At 55.4% G+C, this 24,608-nt stretch carries 32 protein-coding genes; 27 read left to right on the top strand and 5 right to left on the bottom strand.

Annotated features, from left to right (window positions below):
• Nucleotide 1: 1 nt before the first annotated feature.
• Both HUO12_RS00670 and HUO12_RS00665 read left to right on the top strand, forming a co-directional pair.
• Nucleotides 2-436, top strand: a complete 435-nt coding sequence (locus HUO12_RS00670; RefSeq protein ID WP_176271774.1) for a SufE family protein — start codon at nt 2-4, stop codon at nt 434-436.
• Nucleotides 402-785 carry a YbaN family protein gene (locus tag HUO12_RS00665; RefSeq protein ID WP_332310353.1) on the top strand — a complete coding sequence of 128 codons (384 nt, stop codon included), beginning with the start codon at nt 402-404 and terminating at the stop codon, nt 783-785. The genes HUO12_RS00670 and HUO12_RS00665 overlap by 35 nt, the downstream gene beginning before the upstream one ends.
• Nucleotides 786-791: 6 nt before the next feature.
• Here HUO12_RS00665 and HUO12_RS00660 read toward each other — a convergent pair whose 3' ends face one another.
• From HUO12_RS00660 to HUO12_RS00650, 3 genes are all read right to left on the bottom strand, one after another.
• On the bottom strand, nt 792-1,274 hold the full coding sequence (locus HUO12_RS00660) for a YybH family protein (protein WP_176271773.1): 483 nt from the start codon (nt 1,272-1,274) through the stop codon (nt 792-794).
• A gap of 303 nt (nt 1,275-1,577) precedes the next feature.
• Nucleotides 1,578-2,096, bottom strand: coding sequence for a sterol desaturase family protein (locus HUO12_RS00655; protein WP_176271772.1), 519 nt, complete (start codon nt 2,094-2,096; stop codon nt 1,578-1,580).
• A gap of 18 nt (nt 2,097-2,114) precedes the next feature.
• Nucleotides 2,115-2,516, bottom strand: a complete 402-nt coding sequence (locus HUO12_RS00650) for an acyl-CoA thioesterase (protein WP_176271771.1) — start codon at nt 2,514-2,516, stop codon at nt 2,115-2,117.
• Nucleotides 2,517-2,638: 122 nt separating this feature from the next.
• On the opposite strand from HUO12_RS00650, the gene leuC reads away from it, so the two are divergent.
• From leuC to HUO12_RS00555, 19 genes are all read left to right on the top strand, one after another.
• Nucleotides 2,639-4,069, top strand: a complete 1,431-nt coding sequence (gene leuC, locus HUO12_RS00645; protein WP_176271770.1) for a 3-isopropylmalate dehydratase large subunit — start codon at nt 2,639-2,641, stop codon at nt 4,067-4,069.
• 73 nt (nt 4,070-4,142) lie between these two features.
• A complete protein-coding gene (locus HUO12_RS00640) occupies nt 4,143-5,225 on the top strand; it encodes a zinc ribbon domain-containing protein (RefSeq protein WP_176271769.1) in 1,083 nt (360 codons plus the stop codon).
• 48 nt (nt 5,226-5,273) lie between these two features.
• Nucleotides 5,274-5,432: an isopropylmalate isomerase gene (locus HUO12_RS00635; RefSeq protein ID WP_176271768.1), complete on the top strand. Its 159-nt coding sequence runs from the start codon at nt 5,274-5,276 to the stop codon at nt 5,430-5,432.
• The gene (leuD, locus tag HUO12_RS00630; protein WP_176271767.1) at nt 5,432-6,037 is read left to right on the top strand and encodes a 3-isopropylmalate dehydratase small subunit; all 606 of its coding nucleotides are present in this window, start codon (nt 5,432-5,434) and stop codon (nt 6,035-6,037) included. Before HUO12_RS00635 ends, leuD begins: the two co-directional genes overlap by 1 nt.
• 42 nt (nt 6,038-6,079) lie before the next feature.
• Complete coding sequence (locus HUO12_RS00625) at nt 6,080-7,078, top strand: NADPH:quinone oxidoreductase family protein (RefSeq protein ID WP_176271766.1); 999 nt, start codon at nt 6,080-6,082, stop codon at nt 7,076-7,078.
• Nucleotides 7,079-7,163: 85 nt separating this feature from the next.
• Nucleotides 7,164-7,487, top strand: a complete 324-nt coding sequence (locus tag HUO12_RS00620) for a DUF1476 domain-containing protein (RefSeq protein ID WP_176271765.1) — start codon at nt 7,164-7,166, stop codon at nt 7,485-7,487.
• Between the two features lie 22 nt (nt 7,488-7,509).
• Entirely contained in the window at nt 7,510-7,743 is a 234-nt protein-coding gene (locus tag HUO12_RS00615; protein ID WP_176271764.1) for a BolA/IbaG family iron-sulfur metabolism protein, read from the top strand.
• 33 nt (nt 7,744-7,776) lie between these two features.
• On the top strand, nt 7,777-8,109 hold the full coding sequence (gene grxD / locus HUO12_RS00610; protein WP_176271763.1) for a Grx4 family monothiol glutaredoxin: 333 nt from the start codon (nt 7,777-7,779) through the stop codon (nt 8,107-8,109).
• 352 nt (nt 8,110-8,461) lie between these two features.
• Nucleotides 8,462-9,244, top strand: a complete 783-nt coding sequence (locus tag HUO12_RS00605) for an NUDIX hydrolase (protein WP_176271762.1) — start codon at nt 8,462-8,464, stop codon at nt 9,242-9,244.
• A 318-nt stretch (nt 9,245-9,562) separates the two neighbouring features.
• A complete protein-coding gene (locus HUO12_RS00600; protein WP_176271761.1) occupies nt 9,563-10,018 on the top strand; it encodes a hypothetical protein in 456 nt (151 codons plus the stop codon).
• Complete coding sequence (locus HUO12_RS14645) at nt 10,012-11,172, top strand: tyrosine-type recombinase/integrase (RefSeq protein WP_176271760.1); 1,161 nt, start codon at nt 10,012-10,014, stop codon at nt 11,170-11,172. The genes HUO12_RS00600 and HUO12_RS14645 overlap by 7 nt, the downstream gene beginning before the upstream one ends.
• Nucleotides 11,165-11,665: a hypothetical protein gene (locus HUO12_RS00590; protein ID WP_176271759.1), complete on the top strand. Its 501-nt coding sequence runs from the start codon at nt 11,165-11,167 to the stop codon at nt 11,663-11,665. The genes HUO12_RS14645 and HUO12_RS00590 overlap by 8 nt, the downstream gene beginning before the upstream one ends.
• A gap of 103 nt (nt 11,666-11,768) precedes the next feature.
• Nucleotides 11,769-11,948, top strand: coding sequence for a helix-turn-helix transcriptional regulator (locus tag HUO12_RS14690; RefSeq protein ID WP_176271758.1), 180 nt, complete (start codon nt 11,769-11,771; stop codon nt 11,946-11,948).
• Nucleotides 11,921-12,193, top strand: coding sequence for a hypothetical protein (locus HUO12_RS00580; RefSeq protein ID WP_176271647.1), 273 nt, complete (start codon nt 11,921-11,923; stop codon nt 12,191-12,193). The genes HUO12_RS14690 and HUO12_RS00580 overlap by 28 nt, the downstream gene beginning before the upstream one ends.
• A 141-nt stretch (nt 12,194-12,334) precedes the next feature.
• The gene (locus tag HUO12_RS00575) at nt 12,335-12,547 is read left to right on the top strand and encodes a hypothetical protein (RefSeq protein WP_176271757.1); all 213 of its coding nucleotides are present in this window, start codon (nt 12,335-12,337) and stop codon (nt 12,545-12,547) included.
• The gene (locus HUO12_RS00570) at nt 12,544-12,750 is read left to right on the top strand and encodes a hypothetical protein (RefSeq protein WP_176271756.1); all 207 of its coding nucleotides are present in this window, start codon (nt 12,544-12,546) and stop codon (nt 12,748-12,750) included. Before HUO12_RS00575 ends, HUO12_RS00570 begins: the two co-directional genes overlap by 4 nt.
• Before the next feature lie 32 nt (nt 12,751-12,782).
• Nucleotides 12,783-14,672 (top strand): AAA family ATPase, encoded by a 1,890-nt coding sequence (locus tag HUO12_RS00565; RefSeq protein WP_176271755.1) that lies wholly within the window; start codon nt 12,783-12,785, stop codon nt 14,670-14,672.
• A 371-nt stretch (nt 14,673-15,043) separates the two neighbouring features.
• Nucleotides 15,044-15,349, top strand: a complete 306-nt coding sequence (locus HUO12_RS00560; protein WP_176271754.1) for a DUF5681 domain-containing protein — start codon at nt 15,044-15,046, stop codon at nt 15,347-15,349.
• A gap of 67 nt (nt 15,350-15,416) precedes the next feature.
• On the top strand, nt 15,417-16,103 hold the full coding sequence (locus tag HUO12_RS00555; protein WP_176271753.1) for a recombinase family protein: 687 nt from the start codon (nt 15,417-15,419) through the stop codon (nt 16,101-16,103).
• A 45-nt stretch (nt 16,104-16,148) separates the two neighbouring features.
• On the opposite strand, the gene HUO12_RS00550 is transcribed toward HUO12_RS00555, so the two are convergent.
• Nucleotides 16,149-18,371 (bottom strand): hypothetical protein, encoded by a 2,223-nt coding sequence (locus HUO12_RS00550; RefSeq protein WP_176271752.1) that lies wholly within the window; start codon nt 18,369-18,371, stop codon nt 16,149-16,151.
• Between the two features lie 137 nt (nt 18,372-18,508).
• Between HUO12_RS00550 and HUO12_RS00545 the strand changes: the two genes are divergently transcribed.
• The 6 genes from HUO12_RS00545 to HUO12_RS00525 all read left to right on the top strand — a co-directional run bounded on the left by HUO12_RS00545 (nt 18,509) and on the right by HUO12_RS00525 (nt 23,437).
• Nucleotides 18,509-20,056 (top strand): terminase, encoded by a 1,548-nt coding sequence (locus tag HUO12_RS00545; RefSeq protein ID WP_176271751.1) that lies wholly within the window; start codon nt 18,509-18,511, stop codon nt 20,054-20,056.
• A complete protein-coding gene (locus HUO12_RS14685) occupies nt 19,950-20,222 on the top strand; it encodes an HGGxSTG domain-containing protein (RefSeq protein WP_408609435.1) in 273 nt (90 codons plus the stop codon). The genes HUO12_RS00545 and HUO12_RS14685 overlap by 107 nt, the downstream gene beginning before the upstream one ends.
• A gap of 63 nt (nt 20,223-20,285) precedes the next feature.
• Entirely contained in the window at nt 20,286-20,876 is a 591-nt protein-coding gene (locus HUO12_RS00540; protein ID WP_176271750.1) for a hypothetical protein, read from the top strand.
• Nucleotides 20,876-21,220, top strand: a complete 345-nt coding sequence (locus HUO12_RS00535) for a hypothetical protein (RefSeq protein WP_176271749.1) — start codon at nt 20,876-20,878, stop codon at nt 21,218-21,220. Before HUO12_RS00540 ends, HUO12_RS00535 begins: the two co-directional genes overlap by 1 nt.
• A 211-nt stretch (nt 21,221-21,431) precedes the next feature.
• Nucleotides 21,432-22,772 (top strand): hypothetical protein, encoded by a 1,341-nt coding sequence (locus tag HUO12_RS00530; protein ID WP_176271748.1) that lies wholly within the window; start codon nt 21,432-21,434, stop codon nt 22,770-22,772.
• Nucleotides 22,769-23,437, top strand: coding sequence for a hypothetical protein (locus HUO12_RS00525; RefSeq protein WP_176271747.1), 669 nt, complete (start codon nt 22,769-22,771; stop codon nt 23,435-23,437). Before HUO12_RS00530 ends, HUO12_RS00525 begins: the two co-directional genes overlap by 4 nt.
• Here the strand turns inward: HUO12_RS00525 and HUO12_RS00520 are convergent.
• Nucleotides 23,421-24,500, bottom strand: a complete 1,080-nt coding sequence (locus HUO12_RS00520; RefSeq protein WP_176271746.1) for a hypothetical protein — start codon at nt 24,498-24,500, stop codon at nt 23,421-23,423. The genes HUO12_RS00525 and HUO12_RS00520 overlap by 17 nt on opposite strands.
• Nucleotides 24,501-24,608 lie beyond the last annotated feature (108 nt).

Below are 24,608 nucleotides of genomic sequence, written 5' to 3'. Positions count from 1 at the left end.
CATGCGATCCCTTTCCGACATAGCTGAAGAATATGAATTCCTTGAAGGCGATGAGCGTTATCGCCTGCTGATCGAGCTGGGCCGCGAGCTCGACGATATGCCTGACCCCTTGAAAACCGACGCAACGCTGGTGCGCGGGTGCTCTGCCAGTGTGTGGGTCTATCCAACCGGTGACACAAGCCAGCTGCACTTCCTTGCAGACAGCAATGCGGCCATCACCAAAGGTATCGTGGCCCTCGTTATCGCAGCGGTGCAGGACAAGCCGGCCAGCGAAGTTGCCAGCATGGACATCACTGAAGCGCTCGCACCGTTTGACTTGAAGAACCAGCTCTCATCGAACCGCACGCAAGGCGTCCCGAATATGATTGCGCTCGTCAAAGAGCATGCCGCACGCATCGCAAGTGACCCGGCTGCAGCGCAAGCGAGCTCCGGCTGAGATGCGCCCGCTCTATCTGGCGGGGGGCATCATCGCGACAGGACTGGCGGCGGCAGGCGCGTTCCTGCCCATCGTTCCGACAGTGCCTTTCCTGCTGGTGGCGGTATTCTGCTTTGCGCGGAGCAATCGCACATGGGAGCAGAGAATCCTCGACCACCCGCATTGGGGGCCACAAGTGCGCGACTGGTATGAGCGGCGCGCGATCCCGCGCTGCGCCAAATATATGGCAATCGGCGGGATGAGTGCAGGCGTTGCGTTCACTTACCTGACGCTCGGCTTTCCATGGGCATGGATCTCCATTGCGATCCTGGTGCTGGTCGGCCCGTGGATCTGGACGCGGAATGAATAAACGAGACTAATTCTCGCCGATCGCGCTTTCAGACGGTCCCGCCTGACCAGAGGCAATCTTCCAACCTTCCTCTCGCCGGACAAATCCAAGCGTCATCCAGCCTTCCCAGCCGAAGAGTTCGTTGCCTTCTGGATCGCGCATATCGAAACGGTACTGCACGGATGCGATAGCGGCTCGCTCACCAAGATCAGCGATTAGCGGCTTTTGCATGATGATTGTTGGCAGTGTACCTTGTGAAGCAAGGGCGCTCAGCGACTTTTTGGCATCATCTGCGGAGTTGTATTGCAATGCCCCCTGATCAATCCAGTGAAAATCGGGATCATCGTCATAGAGCGCGGCAACCGATTCTAGATCGCCGTTATTGATTGCATCGGCATAGGCGGACAACGCTGCATCAACTTCGGACTTGATTGTGGCAGGATCAGAAGGCTGTTCTTCCGCGCAAGTTACAAGCAGCAATGTACCACCAAGAAGACATACGTGTTTCATTTGACCTCCCGAAGCGCGGTGCCGCAGCTACTAACATATCCACGTTGAACGTCCGCAATTGAAGGTATCGGCGCCAATACTGGATACAACAAGCTCACATTTCCTAAATTCGCGCATCGGGCTAAACCCGCCAGCGCTCTTTGACTTCGTCGATCTTTCCGTAAAACTCGCAAATCGTGCTCATGTGCGGCGCGAAATTGCAGGAAATTATCTTACGCTGATTGCCCGGAGTTCTTGCTCCCAGGACTGTGTAACATGCGTATCCAACATGCCTATACCGAGCCAGTGAAGATGGAGGTTTGGCTAAGCGCCCACGCTCTCGCGAACCACAGCTATCCCTGCCTCGCGCTGCTTCTTCAGCTCCGCTTTGAGCTTGGCTGGATCGCGCGCGAACAGAAAGCCGAAGCTCACGCCGCCTTCCTTGCCGATCGTCGCATGGTGCAGCTTGTGCGATTGGACCAGCCGCTTGGCATAGCCCTTCTTCGGGACCCAGCGGAAATAGCGCTGATGCACCAGCCCGTCATGGATCAGCGTGTAGATGATGCCATAGATGAGGATGCCGATGCCAATGTAAGTCGCCGGGATCCACGCCCATTCGCCCACCACCACAGGGCTACCCCACATGAAGCAGGAAATGCTCATGACCGCGCCAACAACGCCATAAAGGTCGTTCTTCTCAAGCAGATTGTCGTGCGGCTCGTGATGGTCGCGGTGCCATGCCCAGCCCCAACCATGCATAATATACTTATGGCTCGACCAGGCGACCATCTCCATCGCGAGCACAGTCACAATGATAATCAGAAGAGGCACAAGAATACTCATGACGGGGGCGTCTATAGGCTATTCGCTGTCAGGAAAGAAGAAGTCTCTCATATGTTCGCCAATGCGCGCGGGCCGCAATGTTTCCGCGTCAATGCAGCACCAGCTTGATTTGACTTCCGCAAGCACGTCTTCACCGCGCCGAATCACAGTCGTGTAGAAGGCCCGTGCGCCTTTGAAATGGTCGAGCACAGTTTGCGCGATGACATCGTCTTCAAGGAAAGCAGGCTTACGATAGGTGATCTCGTGCTTCAGAGCGACCCACGCCTTGCTTGCGACTTCCTCTGCCGGGGCAAGCTTGTTCCAATGCGCGAGCACCGCGTCCTGAACCCAATTCAAGTATCGCGCGTTGTTCACATGCCCCATGAAGTCGATATCTTCTGGCAGGACTCGGATCGGAAAGGTGAATGGCACTGCTGACATGATTGTCAGTTAAGCATATCAAGATGAAAAATCCATGACTGATCGTCAGGTAGTCACGCCATATCTTGCAAGTGTTGCGCAATCGCCGCTAATCGGCTCCGCAAACGGATAGGAATACCAAGATGAGCACTGCCCCCCGTACGCTGTATGACAAGATCTGGGACGCGCACGAAGTCGAGCTGCGCGATGATGGCACGAGTATTCTCTACATCGACCGCCATCTTGTGCATGAAGTGACGAGCGCTCAGGCATTTGAATCTCTGCGCCAGACAGGCCGCAAGGTCCGTCGCCCGGAACTGACGCTGGCGGTGCCTGACCACAATCTACCGACAACACCGCGGCTCGATGCGGATGGCAACAAAATCCCCATTGCTGACCCGATGAGTGCACAGCAGCTCGCCGCGCTGGAAAGGAACGCGCCGGAATTTGGCGTCAAATACATCGATGCGACGGCCGCAGCGCAAGGCATCGTCCACGTTGTTGGTCCAGAGCAGGGCTTCTCGCTGCCCGGTACGACAATCGTTTGCGGCGATTCTCACACGGCGAGCCATGGCGGCCTGGGCGCACTCGCCTTTGGCCTCGGCACCAGCGAAGTCGAGCATGTGCTGGCAACGCAGACACTGCTTTTGAAGCGCTCGAAGCCGATGGAAGTACGAGTTGAAGGTATGCTGCTGACCGGCGTGAGCGCGAAGGACCTGATCCTTCACATCATCGGCGTCGTCGGAACCGCAGGCGGTACGGGCCACGTGATCGAATATCGCGGCGCAGTCTTCGAAGCGATGAGCGTCGAAGAGCGGTTGACGGTCTGCAATATGAGCATCGAAGCGGGTGCGCGCGCTGGTTTGATCGCGCCTGATGATACGGTGTTCAACTACCTCAAGGGGCGTCCGATGTCGCCCAAAGGCGCGGAATGGGACGATGCGGTCGCCTATTGGCGCACGCTCAGAACCGATGACGGTGCGACCTTCGCTAAGAGCGTTGTAATCAACGCAGCTGATGTAGAGCCTAGTGTGACATGGGGCACCAGCCCAGAAGACGTCGTGGCGATCGGTGGTGTCGTGCCAGACCCTGCAAGCTTCACCGATGCTTCCAAGCAGGCAGCCGCTGCGAAAAGCCTTGAATATATGGGTCTCACTCCTGGGCAGCGGATGCAGGATGTGGCAGTCGAGAACGTCTTCATCGGCAGCTGCACTAACAGTCGGATCGAAGACCTCCGTGCAGCGGCCAAGGTTCTCGAAGGCCGCAAGAAAGCTGAAAACGTCAAATGGGCAATTGTCGTGCCGGGTTCAGGTCTTGTGAAAATGCAGGCCGAGGAAGAAGGCTTGGACAAAGTCTTTACTGAAGCCGGCTTCGAATGGCGCGAACCGGGCTGCTCCGCGTGTCTCGGTATGAACCCTGACAAAGTCCCGCCCGGAGAGCGCTGCGCATCAACCAGCAACCGCAATTTCGTCGGTCGTCAAGGCCCCGGAGCACGAACCCATCTCGTCTCGCCCGCCATGGCCGCAGCTGCTGCTGTTGCAGGGAAGCTCGCTGACGTACGGGAATTCTCCTGATCCTTCGTCGCAGAGCCTTGCCACGCCTGTGCGAAGTAAGGCACAAGCGTGAGCAGATGGAGAGGGTGGAATTATGGATGTCATGAAAGGGATCAGAGTCCCTGAGCGGCTTTACAAGGGCGTGCTTTGGCTCGTCTCGATCATCTTTGCAGGTTTCCTTATCGGCTTCGGAAATCTGGTGATTGGCGATCTACCGCAAGTCGAAGACCGGATCGAGCGCAGCGACTACGTAGAGAGCGCCGAGGTCACAGAGCTGCGCGGTGAATTGCGCGATGTTCAACAACAAAGCGATGCGTTGAATGACCGGCTCGATTTGCTGCGCATCCAGCGCAATCAGGCTGCTTCAGAAGCACAGTCAGCTAAGGAAACCTTCGAAGCCTGGATACAAACGCGGACAGCGACGACCGATCCGACGCAGGACCCTGAAGTCATCCGCAGGACGCGCGAGCTAGAGCAGCTACAGCAAAACGAGCGCTCAGTGCAGAGTTCAATCAGTGAGCTGGAGACTGAGCGGACACAGCTCGATCAGCGCTCGAACGCCCTCTATGACCGAATTTCCGATGCCGAGCTGACTGGCATTCCAGCATACGAGCAAGCGCAATTCTGGCAGGAATTGCGAATTTTCGGCCTGCGATTACTGATCACTCTGCCAATGCTGGCCTTCGCCGCCTATCTGATCGTCAAACGCCGCAAAGGTGAATACTGGCCGATCTCTCGCGGGTTTGTGCTCGCAGCGGTATTCGTGTTCTTTGTCGAGCTCGTCCCATATCTGCCGAGCTATGGCGGGTACATCCGCTATGGCGTGGGGATCATACTGACATTTGCCGCCGGGCATTTTCTCATCAAGAACATGCGGCAATATCTCGCGAACCGGCAAGAGGTCGAACAAAAGGCTGAAGAAGAGCGCCGCAAGCTCGTCTCGCATGATGAAGCGTTCAAGAAGATGTCATCAAGCGTATGCCCTGGGTGCGACCGCCCGATCGCCAAAATGGAAGGCACAGAGACCAATTTCTGTGTTCACTGCGGCATGACGCTCTTCGATCATTGCTCAAGCTGCGATACGCGCAAAATGGCGTTCTTCCGTTTTTGCATGAAGTGCGGGACCGTCGCTGACGATGAACCGGCGACGCCTTCTGCCGCACCGGCCCCGACATAGAGCGCGAAAGCGCTTGTCATCCCCCACCCCCAACCCCATGAGACAGTCATGACGAAGAAATCAAAAGCTGCCATCGCTGCCGGAGCCATCGGCTCTGCGGCCATCGCTGCGGCCTTGCTCTACGCGGGCAAGCGCAAGAAAGACGCTAAGAATACGCCGACCCAGCCGGGCAAGATTCCTTCCGGCGAACAACCGGAGACTGACTGATGGATGCCGTGTCCACTATCGCAGGCAAAGCCTATCCGTTCGGCGCGAAGAATGTCGACACCGATGTGATCATCTCTGCGGAATGGCTGAAGACCATTACCCGCGAGGGGCTCGGCAAAGGCGCGTTTGAAAGCGTTCGCGCGCAAGACGGCAATGTGTTTGACGATCCGCGCTATTCGGGAAGCCCGATCCTGATTGCAGGCGATAATTTCGGCTGCGGCTCCAGCCGCGAACATGCCGCGTGGGCGATCAAAGACATGGGTATCAAGGCCGTTATCGCGCCAAGCTTCTCCGACATCTTCTCAGGCAACGCCTTCAAGAACGGCATCCTGACTGTCGCTATTCCGCAAGAGCAGATCGACCGTCTGATGGAAGTCGCCTCAGAAGAGCAGGAAATCACTGTCGATCTGGACAGCCAGACAGTGACAACGCTGTATCAAGATCGTTTCGAATTCGAAGTCGATCCCTTCCGTAAGCATTGCTTGATGAATGGTCTGGATGAAGTGGGCATCACGCTGCAAAGCGATGCCACGATTGGCCAGTTCGAGAGCAAGCGTGCTGGCGCCATGCCATGGATCGCACATGGGACGAATATTGCGGCCTGATTGCCCGCGCAAGACACAAGAATACCCGGGAGAAAGAGACCAATGAAAGCCCTTCGCACGCATGGCATAGGCGGCCCTGAAACGCTCACGCTGGATGACGTTGACGTACCCAGCCCCGGCAAAGGCGAAGTGCTGGTCGACGTGAAGGCGTGTGCGATCAATTTCCCGGACACGCTGATCATTCGCGATCTCTATCAGTTCAAGCCTGAGCGACCTTTCGCGCCCGGCGGCGAACTCGCCGGTGTTGTCGAAGCTATAGGCGAAGGCGTTGAAGGTTATTCGGTTGGCGACCGCGTAATGGCGGGCATCGGTCATGGCGGGCTTGCGGAAAAAGTCGTGGTTCCTGCTGGACGCATGTTCCCTGTACCTGACGGCGTGCCATTCGAGAAAGCCGCCTCGCTACTGATGACATACGGCACCACGATCCATGGCTTGAAAGACCGCGGACACATCAAGGAAGGCGATGTTGTGCTGGTCCTGGGTGCTGCGGGTGGTGTTGGCCTGTCTGCAGTCGAACTTGCCAAGGCGTTCGGTGCGCGTGTTGTCGCAGCGGTATCTTCTGAAGAAAAGGGAGAAGTCGCGAGGAAAGCGGGCGCTGATGATGTCGTAATCTATCCCAAGGGCGAGATGGACAAGGCGGCCTCGAAAGAGCTCGCCAATGCGTTCAAAGCCGCATGCGGGCCGAATGGCGCGGACATCGTCTACGACATTGTCGGAGGGCAGTATTCCGAGCCTGCGCTCCGCTCGATCGCCTGGGAAGGCCGCTTCTTGGTTGTTGGCTTCCCGGCAGGCATTGCAAAGATGCCGCTCAATCTCACTCTGCTCAAGAGCTGCGACATTTGCGGCGTGTTTTGGGGCGCGTTCACAGCGCGCGAGCCGCAGAAATTCGTGGCACAGGTCAAAGAGCTGTTTCAGCTTATGCAGGACGGCAAGATCGATCCGCTTGTGTCGGAGACTTTCCCTTTGGAGCGAGGCGGTGATGCGATTGCGAAGCTTGAGAGCCGTCAGGCTGTCGGCAAGCTCGTCGTAACGATGGATTGAGTTCAAACCTGCCAATCGTGCTTGTCGCAAGGGCACACGCACCCTACTTTACTGTTTGAGAGACACTCCTGAGGGGACACACGCTATGACCGATTTCAAGGACCGCGAACGCGCTGAAGAAGCCAAATTCGCAATGGATGAAGAAACCGCCTTCAAAGTGGCGGCGCGCCGCAATCGCTTGCTTGGCGAATGGGCTGCGGGCTTGATGAACCTCACCGAGGAAGAGACAGACGCTTACAAGAAGGCGGTTGTGCAAGCGGACTTTGAAGAAGCCGGCGATGAAGACGTCATCCGCAAACTGCTTGGCGATCTGACAGCAGCCGATGCCGACGTGTCCGAGGCTGACATCCGTGCAAAGCTCGACGAATGCGCGGTTGAAGCGCGGCGTCAGTATATGAGCGAAAGCTGATCCAGGCAGGAGTTTGCTCGCGATGCCGATGAGCGCAGATGAAATTACGCAAGCGATCAAGGAAGCTCTGCCCGGCGCTGAGGTCGAGATGACTGACCTTGCGGGCGACAACGATCACTGGTCTGCCAAGGTAACTGCACCGCAATTTGCCGGCAAGAACCGCGTACAGCAGCACAAGATGGTCTACGAAGCGCTTGGCGGGCGCATGGGCGGGGTGCTCCATGCCTTGCAACTCAGCACTGCCGTTCCCAAGTAGACCGCATTAGATTTAGCCGGGATCCGAAACACCATGTCCGATATCAATGATCGCATTCGAAGCCTCGTTTCAGACAATGACGTCGTCCTGTTTATGAAGGGCACGCCGCTGTTTCCGCAGTGCGGTTTCTCAAATCTCGCAGTGCAGGTGCTCGATCATTGCGGCGTCGCCTATGAGAGCGTCGACGTGTTACAGGACATGGAAGTTCGCCAAGGCATCAAGGCGTACTCGGACTGGCCGACAATCCCTCAGCTCTACGTGAAGGGCGAGTTTCTCGGCGGCAGCGACATCATGAAGGAAATGTTCGAAGCTGGTGAACTGCAAGAGCTGCTTGACGAACAGGGCGTCGCTAAAGCGGAAAGCTGAGCGATCTAACTGCGGGCGCTGACTGACGCGTCCGGATTGCACTTCCAGTCACCAGATGCACAAAAAGGAAAGCCGCCTCTGCGGGCGGCTAGATATTGAGATCTTTGTTTTTGGGATTTCGGTTGTGTCGGGCGAGGCGGGATCGGGAGACCTGTGATCCCGCCTCGATATCGAAGACCAACGGGTATGCCCAATAACATGCACAGGGCGTGCCAATTCAGAAGATTGGCGGATTTGCAGCCGCTTAGATGGTTAATGACTGTTCAGAGCCTTGGCGGTTTGTAAAGAATCCCGACGGCAACCTGTGATTGGCGGGTTGGCAAGGCGTAGGCGACGCGCCACTAAGGTTTCCATGAGTTCTTCATCCAACAATACCCCGCTGGGTATTCCTGCCGCGACCATCATCATTTTCCGCAATGGAGAAGCGGGAGAGCCGCCGGAAATCCTGATGACTATCAGAAGCCGCGAAATGGTGTTTGCGGGAGGCATGGCGGTGTTCCCCGGCGGACGTGTCGATCCAGCAGACTTCGAGCTCGGCGCAATGCTGGGCGGTGATCTGGAACCGGAAGAGGCCGCGCATCAGGTGGCTGTTGTTCGCGAGACGCTGGAAGAAACCGGCCTCGTTGTCGGTCTCAAAGGCGAAATCGATGCCGAGAAAGCGCGCGCTTCACGCCTGTTTCTGCAGGAGACCGGCCAACTCGCGCCTGTGCTTGAACACTTCGGGTGGGAGCTGGACCTCGATCAGATTACACCGTTTGCGCGGTGGTATCCCAAGAACGAACAGCTTAGCCGCGTCTACGACACGCGCTTCTATTTGGCAGACCTAGGCACAGGTGCGGTTGATATTGCAGCCGATCAGTCTGAGAACACGCATCTGTTCTGGACAACCGCTCAGGGCGCCCTGGACGCGGCTGACAGAGGCGAGATCAAACTGATCTTCCCAACGCGCCGTAATCTGGAACGGCTCGCGCTCTTCGCAAACTTCGAAGAAGCCAAGGCCCAAGCCGAAAGCATTCCCGTGCGGACGATAGTGCCGAAAGTGGATGACAGCTCGGGCCAACCCATGCTCACGATCATGGAAGATGCAGGCTATCCGATAACAAGCGAATTGCTGGAAAGCGTCATGCGGGGGTAATGGCGCGCCCGGCAGGACTGTCCTCGTCGCTGCACTCCTCGTTCATCTCCGCGCCTGCGGCGCTTCGATTCCGAACTCAGTTCGAGCCCGCCAGTCTCAAAAGCCACCACGCATCCCCAAAGGGATGCCTTTTGGCTGGCGCGCCCGGCAGGACTCGAACCTGCTGCCTCAAGATTAGAAGTCTAGGCTGGCGATTACCATGAGGCGTCATAAGGCCTCAAATCCACAGAAAGCTAGGCCTCATGCTTCACATGCGTTGCATTGAAGCTCAGTCTGAGTTACCTAAAGCGTTACCTAATCTCGAAAAGGTAACAGAGCATGACTGTTGTCAGCCTAGACGAATTTCGAAGCAAGAAAGCGAACCGCAAAGGGCCAGCATGGAAGGATAGCATCAAGCACTGCTGCGCTTATGCCAATGTTTTAAAGGCAGAGCACGCGCTTGAACGCGAACAAATAAAGTTTGATCTTCTCTCCGAATTTGACGATTGCGCTTGGTGGGACGCACCTGAATATGTCCGGCAACGTGTCGAAGAGAATAACACGCGTTGGACGACATACGTCGCTCTCTGCGAACATATTGCCGCGTTACCTGCTCGAACTCGTGCGGAGGCAGGTATGAAGCGATCAACTATTGGGAAGATGTGGCTGAAGCCAGATGGGACTTTCGGTGCTTTTCAAAGAATGCGGGCTGGCTGCCTTGCCGATGACCATCTATTCCCACCCAGTCTCAAGCTGAGCCGCGTCAAGGGAAGCGCGAGAGTCTCATCGTGCTAACCGAAACGAAGATCGCGTCCATCAAGCCTCCTAAGTCTGGGCAGGACGAATACCCAGACCACAAGGTGACAGGCTTGCGGCTTCGCGTCGGCACTAGTGGCAAGAAGACTTGGACCCTGCGCAAGCGCGTGGGGTCCAAAGTCATCAACCGAAAGATTGGGACTTATCCTGCCACAAAACTCGCAGGCGCTAGGGTCGCTGCTGAGAACGTGCTTGAGGCTCTAGAACGCGATGGCAGCACCGATGGCATTGATCGAACCTTTGGCGAAGTAGCGGCGCTCTGGATCGAGCGCGTCGCTAAGGACAAGAACAAGGCATGGCGCTTGCAAGAACGCCAACTTGAAGCGCACGTCTATCCGAACTGGAAAGAGCGCAAGATCACTGCAATCACGCGCCGCGATGTTCGCGAGCTGATTGGCGGGCTAGAAGGCAAAGTCTTGCCCAATCGGATATTGGCGCTCGTCAAGGTCATATTCGGCTGGGCAGCGAGCGAGGACTTCATAGACAACTCTCCAGCCGACCACGTTAGGAAAGCAAAGGTCGAGAAGGCGCGCGACCGCGTTCTTAAGATTGAGGAAATAGCGGCCATCTGGCGAGCTTCGGATGCGCTGGGCTATCCCATGGGGCCTTGGCTCAAAACGCTTACGCTGACCGCTCAGAGACGCACTGAGGTGGCAAGAATGCGCTGGGACGACATTGACCTTATTGAGGCGACATGGACCATCGCAGCGGACGAAACGAAGGCCGACCGGAAGCAGCTTGTCCCGCTCTCAGGATTGGCAATTGGAATTCTTGAGGCCCAGCCGCGCATGGGTGAATTTGTGTTCACCACGAACGGCGAAACCCCGGTTAGTGCCTTTGCTCGTAGCAAGAGCCTTCTAGATAAGTTTATCGCTGCTATCGGCGAGCCAATTGCTGATTGGCGCTTTCACGATTTAAGGCGCACAGCGGCAACAGAGATGGGCCGCTTAGGTGTTGCGCCTTTCCTGATTGAGCGCGTCCTCAATCACGCTGAGAAGGGCGTCACGCGACGCGTGTACGATCTATACGACCACGCGGCTGAGAAACGCCATGCGCTTGAGACGTGGGCTGCCGAGATTGATCGTGTAGTTAATGGTGAGCGTTGTGAGAACGTGGTGCGACTAAATGGCTGAATTAGGCCTGAGCGATTCCTCAAAAGCAGAGATAGAAAGACGGTGGCCCGCTATACCACTTTGGCGTGTTGAAAGGATCGCCGAGGTTTACAAGGAAGACTTGAAGGAAGAAGTCCCGGAATGGCGCGACATCACCGCGACACGAGCCTCTCTCACTAAACTTCAATCTGACGTTGAGCAGTTGATGCGGCAATTGAAACGGCCATCTCCTGCGGTTGGCGCCATATTGGGCCCCTTCGCCATCTCAAAAGCTCTCTCTGATCTCGATGCACTGAACGCACTTTTGGAGAACTCGGAAATAAGAGCCCCAAAAGGTACGGCTCAGAAATGGTGGCGACGGTACATGGTGGAAGCAACCCGGAGCCTGGTCGAAGAGGCGCTCGGCCATGAATTGAAGTCTGCCTCCATCGCGTTAGTCCAGATTATCATCAACCATGTTGAAGATCCTGACTTCACACTCGAGCAAGCACAGGAACTCGTAAAGCAGTACTAGGGAGATTGGTTCGAAAATTCTCCGACAATCTCCCCTAGAACCTAGTCGACTGACCCATTGATATGCTTAAGTTCCATAGCCGTCCACAAAACGGAGACGGCAAATGCAAACCCAATTACTCAGCCCCAAAGGTGTCTGCGAACTCACCAGTCTCAGCCGGTCGACTATCGACAGATTGGTAGCAGCGAAGAAATTCCCAGAGCCTATCAGAATTACTTCTAGGCGCCTCGCCTACAATGCCGCGGAAGTTGAAGCATGGCTTCAGGATCGGATCGCGGCATGAAGCCGCACCGAACTTGGGTGCGGCCGATCGGCAACTTCGGATTCGAAGTGATGGCCGAGACGGAATGGGCGAGGCGGCACATGGGTTTTCGGCTCAACGTAGATGATGCCAACAACCTAGCGCGTGAAATCCATGAACGCTCAATTCGATGCATAGAAATTGCTGAAGACACGGCAGGGCGAAAGCTAGAAGTGCCAGAGCCTGTGCTGAAGCTGTGGGAGGGGTTAGATGACCGGCCCTCCTAAGCGAAAAACGCGCCCTTGGAGGGGCGCGTCTGATCTTCGCTGGTACGCATTTGATCAGTCTTTCTCCTACCGCAACCTGATTCTCAGCGCAAGCTTGACTGCCGTGTGCCGCGATCAACGTCGTGCGGGAGGGAAGTGGCCATGAACAACGTTCTGCAATTTCCGACTGATCGCTTCTTCACAGTACGCGAATGTCCGCGCTTTTGGGTTGTCGAGCTTGCGTTCCATGTTGGCGGCAAGGTTCGTCGTCAGCGGTGGGGCTCAAATTTTCGCCAGCGGGAAAGCGCTGAGAAATACGCGTGCCGCCTTGGCAAGCGTTGGGGCTGCAAGGTCTTGTTTGGGGAAGTGGCATGAATTCGCTCGCATACCGCAAGACCTATGCGCTCGATCGTCGCTTCAGCGTGGAATTCTCACTTGATGGGGATCGGTTCGATGCGTTCTGGTCGCCGCACCAGCCCAAAGGACGAAAAGCACGGTCGATCTTGCCAGCCTACCGCAAGGCAAGAAACGACTTTCTAGGCTCGCTCGACTTGGGCGTGATGGTGGTAGAGTTATGACCGCGCCAAATCTTCAGGAGATAGCTCGCGTAATGGGCGGAGAGGTCCGCGGTTCTCGTGCTTGCTTTCCGACGCCAGGTCACAGCAAGAAAGATCGAGGAAGCTGGGCAAGTATTGAGCCCGGCGCTCCCGATGGTGTCCTAGTTCATTGCAGCAATGGCGGCGATCCTCTTGAGATCAAGGATCTGCTTCGGGATGCCGGCATTCTCCCACCTCGCTCCAATGATAACAGCGCGATCCCGTGGATCCCGCCTCAACGCGAGCCGACTAAGCCTGCATCGGAGCACGGGGTCGGGCTGACCGGCAATCAAAAGATCGTAGCGACATTCGAGTATTTCGAGGCTGATGGGGCGCTGGCTTATCGCAAGCATAGGATCGAGCCGGGGCGCCATCGCGACAAGGAATTCTTCTACGATCATCTGGATCAAAATGGAGTGTGGCGATCCGGCAGGGGCGGCGATCCTGTGCCTTATCGGATTCTTGACCTGATCTCTGCTCCGCAATCAGAGCCTCTCTACATGGCTGAAGGCGAAGCCAAGGCCGACAAGCTGGCTTCCTTCGGTTTGCTCGCAACGTCGCACAAAGATTGGAAAGACGAGTTTGGAAAGTTCGTCGCCGGTCGCACGGTATATATTCTTCCGGACAATGATGAGACTGGGACCAACTTGGCTTCTCATGCCCTTGAAGCTGTCGAGAGCGCTGACGGGATTCCTCACCTGATACGACTGCCGGGGCTTCCGCCTGCTGGCGATATTCTTGACTGGGACGGGTCGGCTGATGAGCTCAAGGAGCTAGCTCAACTCGCAGCGGGTAGCAACGCCATCAAGACTCTCGACCTTCTGGCTCTGTGCAAGGTCGAGCCAAGGCCGAAAGAGTTCATAATTCCTCGCTTGGCACCCGCTGGCGAAGTGACACTTTTCACGGGTCCAGGTTCGGCCGGGAAAAGCCTGCTGGCGCAACAGTTCTCTACTGCTGCGGCTTACGGCATTCCAACGCTCGGCTTCGACATTCCCAAGACGTCTTCGATCTATCTAACGTGCGAAGATGATATAGGTCAGCTGCATTGGCGTCAGAGCCATATCTGTTCAGCATTCAACCGCTCCATGAGTGACTTATCAGAAACACTACATCTTGCATCACTGCGTGGGGAAATTGGAGCGGAGCTGGCAACCTTCACAAGCGACCGCGCCATTCGACCAACTGCAACCTTTGACCGGCTTTCCTCGCTTATTGAGGCAACCGACTCGCGTCTAATCTTTCTCGATAACGTCGCTCATCTCTTCGTGGGAAATGAGAATGACCGAGGCGAAGTTACTCGCTTCATCAACCTGCTGAACCGCTTGGCGGGACAAGCGAGTGCTGCGTTGATCCTCTTGGGGCACCCCAACAAAAACGGCGATAGCTATTCCGGCACAACGGCTTGGCTCAACGCTGTGCGTTCGCATTTTGATATTGAACACGATCCGATGACGGACATTCGCACCCTGAGGCTTGGCAAAGCGAATTACGCGCGAAAAGGTGATCAAGTTCGGTTCATGTGGAACGATTGGTCCTTCATAAGCGAGGATGAGTTGCCGCCAGACAAAGCCAAACAATTTGCTGAGAGCCAGCAAGCCTCGGCGGACAATGAACTGTTCCTCGCGTGCCTTAGGCAGCGCTCAAAAGAACAGCGCGCCGTCTCTGAGAAGCCGAGTAGCACCTATGCCCCAAAGGTCTTTGCGCGCATGCCGGAGAGCAAGGGTATTGGACAACCGCGCCTTGAGAAAGCGCTCGATCGCCTCTTCCGCATTGGGAAGATTGAGCGTGGAGAACTGCCTTGGAGAACCAGTGATCGCAAGGCGGCTCAGGGCCTAAGGGAAGTGCGGGAGACCGCGCGGGATACACCTGCGGCAAACGCGGGAGACTATAATGCAAGTCCCTGATTCCTATGCCAACGACTGCGGTAGATACACTCACTATATACTACGTATAATCCGGCGCGGCTCTTCGAGACCGCCGCGCCAGAATAATGGATCAGATGCGATAAGCCACGATATCCATAGAAACTCCAGCGTGCTCCCACATATGAGCCCAGCTTCCTGCGGTTCGGTAGTCGGCCTGAATGCGGGTGCCGCGCCTGAACATTATTGCTGGCATTGCTTCAGGGTCGATCGGGCAAGGTCCGCCGTCGTGCGCGGTCCAGCCTGGCGGAATGTCAGTCGAAAGAGGTGGTGGAGAGCGTCTTCTGGGCATTGCGATTCAACGACTCGATGTTGATGGGTAGCCATTGCACTGAATATTCAGGAGCAATGCAATGCCTTTTAAGAAAGGTCAGAGCGGAAACCCCGGTGGCAAGGCCAAGATCGTGCTGCCCGATGGCAGGACGCTAACCGACTTGGCTCGAGAGCATACCAGGGAGGCAGTGGAGACGCTGGTTGAGATCGCTACTGGCGGCGAGAGCGAGAATGCTCGCGTCTCCGCTGCCATTGCTCTTCTCGATCGTGGCTGGGGCAAACCAAAGCAGGATCTCGGTATCGAAGTAAGGTCCGACGAAGCCACCGCGACACTGCTGGAGGCTGCACGCAAGCGGGCATTGGTTCCGCGATTAGAGGCTGCATAATCTCATTGCCTATCCCTACATATTCGCCTAATGTTCATTAGTGCGATTTGTAAGGAAGGCGTGAGAGATGAAAGCCGTAGCATATTACCGAGTTTCAACCGAGAAACAGGGCAAGTCTGGTCTAGGGTTGGAAGCGCAGAAAGACGCCATAGAGCGCTTCATAGAGGCTCAGGGTGCTGATCTCGTAGATGAGTTTATCGAGGTCGAGACTGGCAAGGGAGATGACGCTCTTTCCAAGCGGCCCAAACTGCGAGCGGCGATGAGACAAGCGTCACTCCACGGTGCTTCTGTGGTTGTCGCGAAGCTCGATCGACTAAGCCGTGATGTCGCCTTTATCAGTGGGCTCATGGCCAAGCGTATACCCTTCATCGTCACAGAGCTTGGTCCTGACGTCGATCCCTTCATGCTGCACATTTACGCGGCGTTGGCAGAAAAGGAGCGCCGCCTCATATCTGAGCGCACAAAGACTGCCCTACAAGCCGCGAAAGAACGCGGCGTAAAGCTTGGCAACCCGAACGGCGCTGCTGCGCTCAGACGGGCTCAGAAAGGCAACACAGCGGCGATTGAGAGCCTCAAGGCCGATGCACAAGAGCGAGCCGAAGAATTGCGCTCAGTGATCGAGGATCTGAACGAAAAGGGCATTTCATCGCTCACGGGCTTGGCGAAGGCGATGAACGAAGGTGGCTTTGTCACGCCTCGCGGCGGCAAGTGGCATGCGTCTAGCGTGAAAAACCTATTGGGAAGGTTAGGCTAATGATGATTGGTTCCGCCACTAGGCAAAGGCAAAATGATGGGCTGTTCAATGCCGCATTGCACGCGTCGCACTTTCAACCGCATCCCTAATCTCCTTCATATGGGATACGTTTCGGTTCATCCCTCCTTGCGGCTCGAATTGCTCCAGATACGAGTGACTTAGCTTGCCCGCTTCTGCAAGCATGGAGTCGTTCTGCTCATTGGAGCCCAATGCGAATAAGTCGGAAGCTAGATTAAGTGTTAGAGTGCCCCAAATTGCTTTGTGTGCGCCCGAGTCAATCATTTGAAGTCCCTGCCTAGATGTCTTTATGGCGGCTAGAACACTTTGTCTGTCGCTCAAGACCCAGCCTCGCCTGCTTTGGACGAACGACAGATTTGTAACTCCTCTTATCTCCTGCATCCTTTGTCCGTTTTTGCGATAGTATCGCATGATGTTCTTGATCAATCGCTCGCTGCGCGCGAAGCAATCAGAAATTCTCTCACGCTGTTTCGGGTCATCACTCTTCCCTCCGCTAGCAGCAGCGTATTTGCAGATGCCCAGAGCCATATTCATGCGCTGTGTGGCCCACGATTGCCGGTTACGCATGCGTGCATGTGCGATAGATGCAGATCCTTGCCCCTCTACTGAGCGCTTGAATAGTTCAGGGTCACCGGTGTGGTCCCCCAGGAGCTCATAAGCAAATGCCAGCGCACTGTTGGCTCGAGCCCATTCGCGTAGATTGTCGACCTTATTGACTGACTCTAGCGCGAGTTCACCTGAATCTACCGCGCGAAGGAGATTTACCTTACCAACTTGCTTTTCACCTAGTTTGCTCAATGCGCCGCATTTGTTGATTTGGGCTTCAATCCATCGAGATGAATCGTGCTTCCTCGATAGGTAGGTGAGCTGGTCATTAAGAATCTTAACTGAAGTCTCAGCGTGCTTTGGCTCATCTAGATTTTCGAACAAGTCCAGCTGCACAATGCCTGCGATGCCTTTGAACTCGATCTTGCAGCTACGTGATATCCCATCTGGAATGAACAAGGCCTGTTCACTCAGTTCGTCAGCCAAACGGAATATGTCCGAACCTTTATCTGCGAACCGAATACCCTGTGAGAGGTATTGGAGCATCGTCGCACGAGCCCTCCAGTATTCGTCTGTGTCAATATTGGAGAACTCTTCAACCATCTTTTCGACGTCTGAAAGCCCACGTTCCCAGTCGGGTTTGCTCCATGAAATTTTAAGCAACTCGATCTGTGCTCCGGTACGAAACTCCAGGGCGATTTGCCGACATTTGGAGCACTTGGGTCCCCCGTGATCGCTTGCATCCTGTTCAAACTGCACTAGCGCGAGTCTTAATCGAGCTTGGTCCTCGTTTTTGACACCGAGGCTCAAGTTGCTCTTCGCCACGCCTAGTTGAGCTGCGTTCCATCGATGCGGATTTGTCCGCGGATCAACCAAACTTTGAGCAGAGCTAAAGGTGGTCAATGCTTGTTCGATTATGCTCGTATCTGCATCTCTTGTACCTTTTCCGTAAAGCAATCCGGCTTTGGAGGATAAATGATTGTGGCGCACCAACGGATGTTTGGTTGAGTCCAATAGCTGGTCCACAACGGTAAGCATCGAACTGAGGTCTTCATCGGAAAGCACATGCTCGGCCTCGGACAAAGAGACTTTCGCGACCTCTGAGACAATATGATCTGCAATCTTATCGGAGAAAGCCGTGTCAAACTTAAGCAATTCACCAGCGGCCCCCTCGATTTCTTCCACGCCCCGTTCAGGACTGAAGAGTGAGAGATGGGTTGCTGAGGTATCGGATACAGTGCCGTAGACCAGGACATGGCAGTTGGTTTGCTTGAGCCACTCTTCGGCCAGATCTCTCAATTTGTGGTCGCGAGCTCCCTTGGCTCCAGTTTGGATTGGGACCGGAAAGGGCCAAATCAATACTTCTACACCGTCCCCTAAAAGCCCTCTGATTGATCTGTCGATTTCCAGTTGCCGAGCGTTGTTCTTGTCACCATTTAGCTCTGCAAGAAGGATCGAGGGCCTTTGCCCATCAACAGCTCCGGCATCGACCCTTTCCTTGCGCCTACGGTATCGACCGTAGAGCATAGCAAGCGAGAACCCCGCTGCACCTAGAAGTATAGTTCCGACATCTTCGGAACGTTGACCGAGGATTGGGAACAGCTGGAAAAGCTCGCGACCAATAAAAGCAGCCGCAAAGCCAAACAGGATACTCGCAAATCCAGTAAGAATGCCCGCACGAGATATTTCGCGAACTCTGATCAAAATCCCCTCCTGATTCCCTACTAGGGTATTGGTGTAACTGGGATTCGCAATAGTCTTGCTCGGACGATTCTTCCTAAAGCGCGATTCAACCCCATGGGTGACGAGCCTAAGCCCTCCTAAATCGACAGGAGGTCTGCTTGAACGCCGACGAAATTCGCAAGGAAGTGATCGCGGACCTGGGCCGCTTAACCCATGATCCGCTCGGCTTTGTCATGTGGGCGTTTCCTTGGGGCGTAGAAGGCACATCACTTGCGGATGAAGACGGCCCTGACACATGGCAGCGTGAACAACTGGAGCTTATCGGCTCAAGGCTGCGCGATGATCCTTTCAAGGTTATTCAAGACGCAACTGCCAGCGGTCACGGTATCGGGAAAAGCTCTCAGGTCGCCTGGCTGATCCTCTGGGCGCTGATGACGCATGAAGATACGCGCGGGGTGGTCACAGCGAACACCGAAGGGCAGCTTCGTACGAAAACCTGGCCGGAATTGGCTAAGTGGTACTCGCTGCTTCAGTTCGATTGCTTACGTGAATTGTTCGTGATGGAAGCAACCTCGATCCATTCGACACAAGCGGGTCACGAACGCAATTGGCGGATTGACGCTATCCCATGGTCGGAACGGAACACGGAGGCCTTTGCGGGCTTGCACAATGCCGGGAAGCGCACGATCCTGCTGTTCGATGAAGCATCTTCGATCATTGATGCGATCTGGGATACGGCTAGCGGTGGTCTGACCGATGCCAAGACAGAAATCGTCTGGCTGGCATATGGAAACCCGACACGAAACACCGGGCGCTTTCGAGAAGTGATTGTCGGTCGGTATCGCAATCATTGGTCGCACCGCATGATTGACGGCCGGACTGCCAAGCGAACGAACAAGGATCAACTTCAAGCTTGGATTGATGCGTATGGGGCTGACAGCGATTTCGTTCGGGTTCGCGTTCTTGGGCAATTCCCGCGCGCAGGCTCGATGCAGTTTATCTCTTCTGAGATAGTCCAAAATGCTCGCAAGCGCGAAGTATCGGCTTTGCCAAGTGATCCGCTGGTGTTCGGGCTGGATTGCGCGCGTTTCGGAGATGACCATTCAACGCTTGCTCTCCGGCGTGGGCGGGATGCCAGATCGCTGGCATGGAAACGCTGGAATGACGTTGATGCAATGACACTGGCCTCTGAAGTCGCGTTAGAGGCTCAACGCTGGAACCCGCAAATGATTTGTGTGGATGCTGGTAATATTGGCGCGGCAGTGGTCGATCGCTTGCGCCAGCTTAATGTGCAGAACGTAGTCGAAGTCTGGTTTGGCGCGAAAGGGCGTGAGGCGGATTGGGCTTCCGGCGTTCGCGTTCAAACTATCAATCGCAGGGCTGAGATGTGGACCAGTATGCGCGCCTGGTTGGAGACTGGGGCCATTCCTGATTGCGATGATCTGGAGGCTGATCTTACCGGCCCTGAGTATGGCTATGCAGCCGATCAGGTTTCGATCCAGCTTGAGAAGAAGAAGGATATGAAGGCGCGCGGCTTGCCTTCTCCTGATGATGCAGACGCTCTTGCTCTGACATTTGCTGAACCAGTGTTGCCAGTCGATGGTGGCTTCTACGGCTATGGGACCGAAGCTCATTGCACCGACCCGGTCTATCGCAGTGATGTGCGTCGCAAGCCTGTTGATCGCTATGCTGAGCTCGATGGTTGAGTCTCAACGCTTCTGCGGAGCGAAGAACCGCAAGGGCGTGCCTTGCAAACGGAAACCTATGGCCAACGGTCGTTGCCACTTTCACGGCGGCAAATCACCGGGTGCACCGGTCGGAAATCTAAACGCGCTGAAGCATGGTCGGTATGCGCAAATTTCGACGCAGTGACCGCGATTCAAACGCTGCCGAAACAACCCTATCGTTCTCGGAACGATTGATGGAGTACACCCAATGAAGACCCTTGATGCAGGAACTTATCACAAGCGCAGAGACGCGCTGGAAGCTGAGCGAGAAGCGGCAATCAAAGCCTTCAGCGGAGCTGCCTTGGACGTAGCGCTGGGCAATGTAGATGAGGCTGTGCAGGTCGAAGCGCAGGCCAAGACGGCACGAATCGAATCCCAGCTCGAAGCGCTCGAAGCGGCCTGGGCAGAGTCCGTGGCCGTTGAGAAGATCGAGCAAGCGAAAGCTGATCGCAAGCGCTGGGAGGATGAGCTCTCTGAGATCGATGCGGTCTATGCGAAGGCTTCCAAGCAGGCAGCCGAGATCGAAGACGCGCTCTCAATCCTGGTTGAAGCGATCGACAATGCGGAAGGCATTCAGAACGCCATCCGCGAGATGTCCACGCGTTGGAGGCTACCGCGTGGAGTCGATGATCAAAAGTCATTACTGGACTTTCACGGCCGGGCGAACAACAAGATTGCGACTGCACGTGCAGCACTCGAGCAACTTCCCCATCTCTCAACTCTCGCTGACGAAATGCATGGCGACGGAGTTTCAGCACTCTCTTTGCGCGCACCAGCTTCAACCGAGGAAACTAACTGATGACGCGCGCTGGCTACACAATCTCCCGCGCTGGCGATCCGACGCATCGTCTGCGTGTACCGGTCTATGCTGGGACGCAATACGAGCCTGACGAGCTCCTTCGCTATGATGGTCCGCCTGATCGCAAGTTCGAGCCTCTCGACTCTGAGGAGCGCGAAGAGTGGGCAAAGGAACACGATACTCGCGAAGACAAGCGATGGTGTCTCGATGCGCTTCTGAGGGGCCGTGGGAAGTATGGCTTTGGAGATGTCGTTCAGGGGCGCGAAAAAAGCCATGTGGGCGATCAAATAATCACGCCAGTCCGTAGGCTCATGAACGAGCTTCACCCTGGCCAGGCGTCCTAGCCATGCCGCGCGCTCCTGAATTTGATCCTCGCTCTTGGGCGGCTGATGAAGCCCGCAAAGCCAATCGACCTTTGTCATCGCGAACGAGGGGTTTGGACGCCCAAGCGATGAACCCGTTCGCTTGGCTCATGGGTCAGGAACCAGAACCTGAGCCCAACTACAATGCTGTTCAATTGCCCCCGCCTGATATCCTATTGGGAAGGCGCTAGCAGTGGCTACCAATCCCTTTGACTATGCGAAACGCTTTGAGCGGCAAGAGCGCAAGACTGAGCGCACGGCTGCATTAGATCCCGTTCAGGCTGAAATTCAGCGTATGCAGGCTGACAAGCTGCGCGAGGATATGCAATTCTCGCCGCCACCTGATCAGATTGCTCGGCAAGAGCGCGTGGCTCGTGAAGCTGGTGTCGAACCTTACGAGGTCCAGAACGTCGATGACACTGAGCGCGCACTGCAAACGCGCAAGTTTGTTGGCTTAACAGAGCAATTCCCTGAAGTCGGTCGCTGGTCCGCTCAAAACCCACGCGGCGCTATCATGGCGCAAGATGATGCGGAAAGCTTGGGCACGCTGGGAAGCATCTGGGACACCATCAAGAAGCTTCCCGCAACTGCCGAGGCAGCATTTAAGGGTGTTGGCCTTCAAGGCGCAAAGATGAATTTCTCTTTGGCGGATAGCGTTGGCAGCGCCATGGATTTCGTTGATAGAATTGCTGCGCCTAACACTCTCACGCGCGGCCAGTTGGAGCGCCGCGCTGCTGATCGAAGAGCCTATTTTGAAGCAGGAGTTTCTCAGGCCTCAATTGCCGTTGCTGAGGCACGTCCAGATTACACCGGCTTTGTGCAAGAAAACATCTTGCAAGGGATCGAACAAACGCCTCAAAGCGCTATGGCGCTCGTTGCTGGCGTACTGACGCGCAACCCGAATGTATCTGCTGGCATGATGGGAGTGCAAACTGGCGTTCCATCTTATGCCGATGCACGGCTGCGGGGCGCTGATCGTGTCACATCGATCAAGTATGCCGTTGAAGTGGGCGCAATCGAAACGCTGACCGAGAAGATCCCGGCTTCGGCACTTGTCGATTCGATCACCACAAAGTCGCCATTCGGAAAGACGCTTCTACGCCAACTGGGCGAGGAGATACCGAACGAACAAATTGCGACATTGATGCAGGACCTTTCGGAATGGGTGAACCTCAATCCTCAAGGCACATTGAACGAGTACCTGGCGGCACGTCCAGGCGCCGCCGCGGCAACCTTCTTGCAAACCTTGAGCGGAACGACTGCGCAAACCTCTGCGGTTGCCGGTTTCGATCGAGCTGCCCGCGCAGCCAATCAATTCGCTCGCAAGATGGAGGAGGCCAATCAGGCGAAAGCCGAAGCTGCGCTGCTTGACCGGATGGCGGATGCTGCAAACTCATCAAAGTTCAAGCAACGTGTGCCGGAAGAGTTTCGGGCATTGATGCGTTCACAAGCTCTCAGCGCGGGAGTGTCTAGCGTCTTCATACCGGCGCAACGAAGCAAGCTGCATCGAAATGATGAAGGATACATTTCATGAGCCTCTGCAATCTTATCGTTCAGGACGAGGCGGCATATCTCGTAACCGATTCCGCTTTCTTCGATGAAACTGGGCAAGTGCTAATGCATGAGCCCAAATCCATTCTGATCGACGGCGTACCTGTCGTGATCTCAGCGGTGGGCTCAGGACATATCCTTGCGAAGGTGCATATCGCTTGCCTGGAGGTTTTCGCCAAACAGGCCTTTACGCTCGATCGCTTCAAGCAAGTTGTGAAACGGGTATATGAGCGAGACGGTCACAATCCTGCGCAAGAGATGACCCGTTGGATTGCTGCATACTATTCTGCTGAGCTGAGTCGGGCGTTTGGGTGTTACTTTTTTACTGATCCTGCGGATGGGGAGCCTGAAGCGAATGCTTGGAGGTGGTATCCAAAGCGCGCGATGATCCTGCCCTATGTTGAGCCTGTTGAGGTTTGGGGGACTGACACGACAATCGACATAACTAAGCCTGAGAATTTCAATCCTCGGGCAGATTCAATGAAGTTCGTGCAAGCTCAGCGTAAGCCGACTGAATGGGCGAGTGGCCGCAACGGAATTGGCGTGGGCGGAGAGATCCGGATCACCAAGGTTTCAGCCAAGGGCGTTGAGGAGTGGAAGCTGCACGAGTTTGATGATCGGGTGGGGGAGGTTATTCAAGCTCGGTGATTGAGGCCTTCCAGACCCATCCCTCAGCCAACTCATCGGTCAGGGAATCACGATAGATTACCAAGGCCCATGGTCCTTCGATCCGCCTGATCGCCAATGCTGAGTCCGCCCTCAATGTTGCTATGTGCGCTGATTTTCCATTGGCACTTTCTCGAATGTATGCGCGATTGACCACCCTGGCCCGAGGCAGATTTGAGACATACTCCAAATACAAGCCTCTTTCTGCTTCAGCACGCAATAGATGCTGGAGAGCTTTGGTGGCTTCTTCTGCTTCCTCTTGAAGCTTTGCGACCTGTTTGCTTGATTCTTTCGCAAACTGGCGATCTTCCTTGGTGTATGACGGGTTAGCGATGGTATAGATCAACGCTATTATTGCAATGTACTCAGCAGGGGCCCAATTCCGAAAATCAAGTTGCTGGAGCAACATCGCGATTACGGTTGTGAGACGCCCGCGCACCTCGTCGTCGCTCTCTTCGTCAATGTCTTCCCAGTCACCAATTCCGAGGTCTCTGAATGCACGGGCGGTATCAGATAATTCCGGCAAGGTCAGGGCTCTTACCGCATCGATTATCCCAGCCTGGTCGGTCGCCAGTCTCTCGGCGAGACCGCCAGCTATACCGAAGGCGTCACGATAGTTTCCTAGGCTCTGATCAACCGCTAGGTTCAGAGCATTTACAGCACCTTGCGAGCCTTTCAGCATGTCAGTTAGGGCTGGAGTGAAGCCCTCCATTGCCTTCAGCACTTCACTCTCATTGAACAGGTCTCGAAGGCCTCGCGTTGCATTCGAGATGCCTGCAAAGTCTTCACCTATGTTGCGGTTGAGAGGGAACAGAGATTGGCGAGCGGTCGGGAAGTCGATCTGGGCCATCTCCTTTGATATGTTCGTATATTCGATCAACGCATTGTTCGTAAGGCCTAACCTGTCCAGTACCGACATGGTCGGATAGACTGTCTCCATCGCCTCTCGGATCTGATCGTATGGTCGCAGACCAAGGCCAATTTCCTTGAATTGGCGCTGCAAGCGCAGTTGCTGCTCAAGAATGCCGTAAAACCTGTTGTTCATGTTTATGGGACTGGCGGGAATCTTCCTTAAGCGCAAGGCAAGAAGAAACCCCGCCACATTGCGGTGACGGGGCTCAAAGCTAGAGTCATTCGCGAGGAGTTAAACACG

The sequence above is a fragment of the Altererythrobacter lutimaris genome, from assembly GCF_013371495.1.
Lineage (GTDB): Bacteria > Pseudomonadota > Alphaproteobacteria > Sphingomonadales > Sphingomonadaceae > Erythrobacter > Erythrobacter lutimaris_A.
This window is presented reverse-complemented; position numbering and strand designations above follow the sequence as displayed.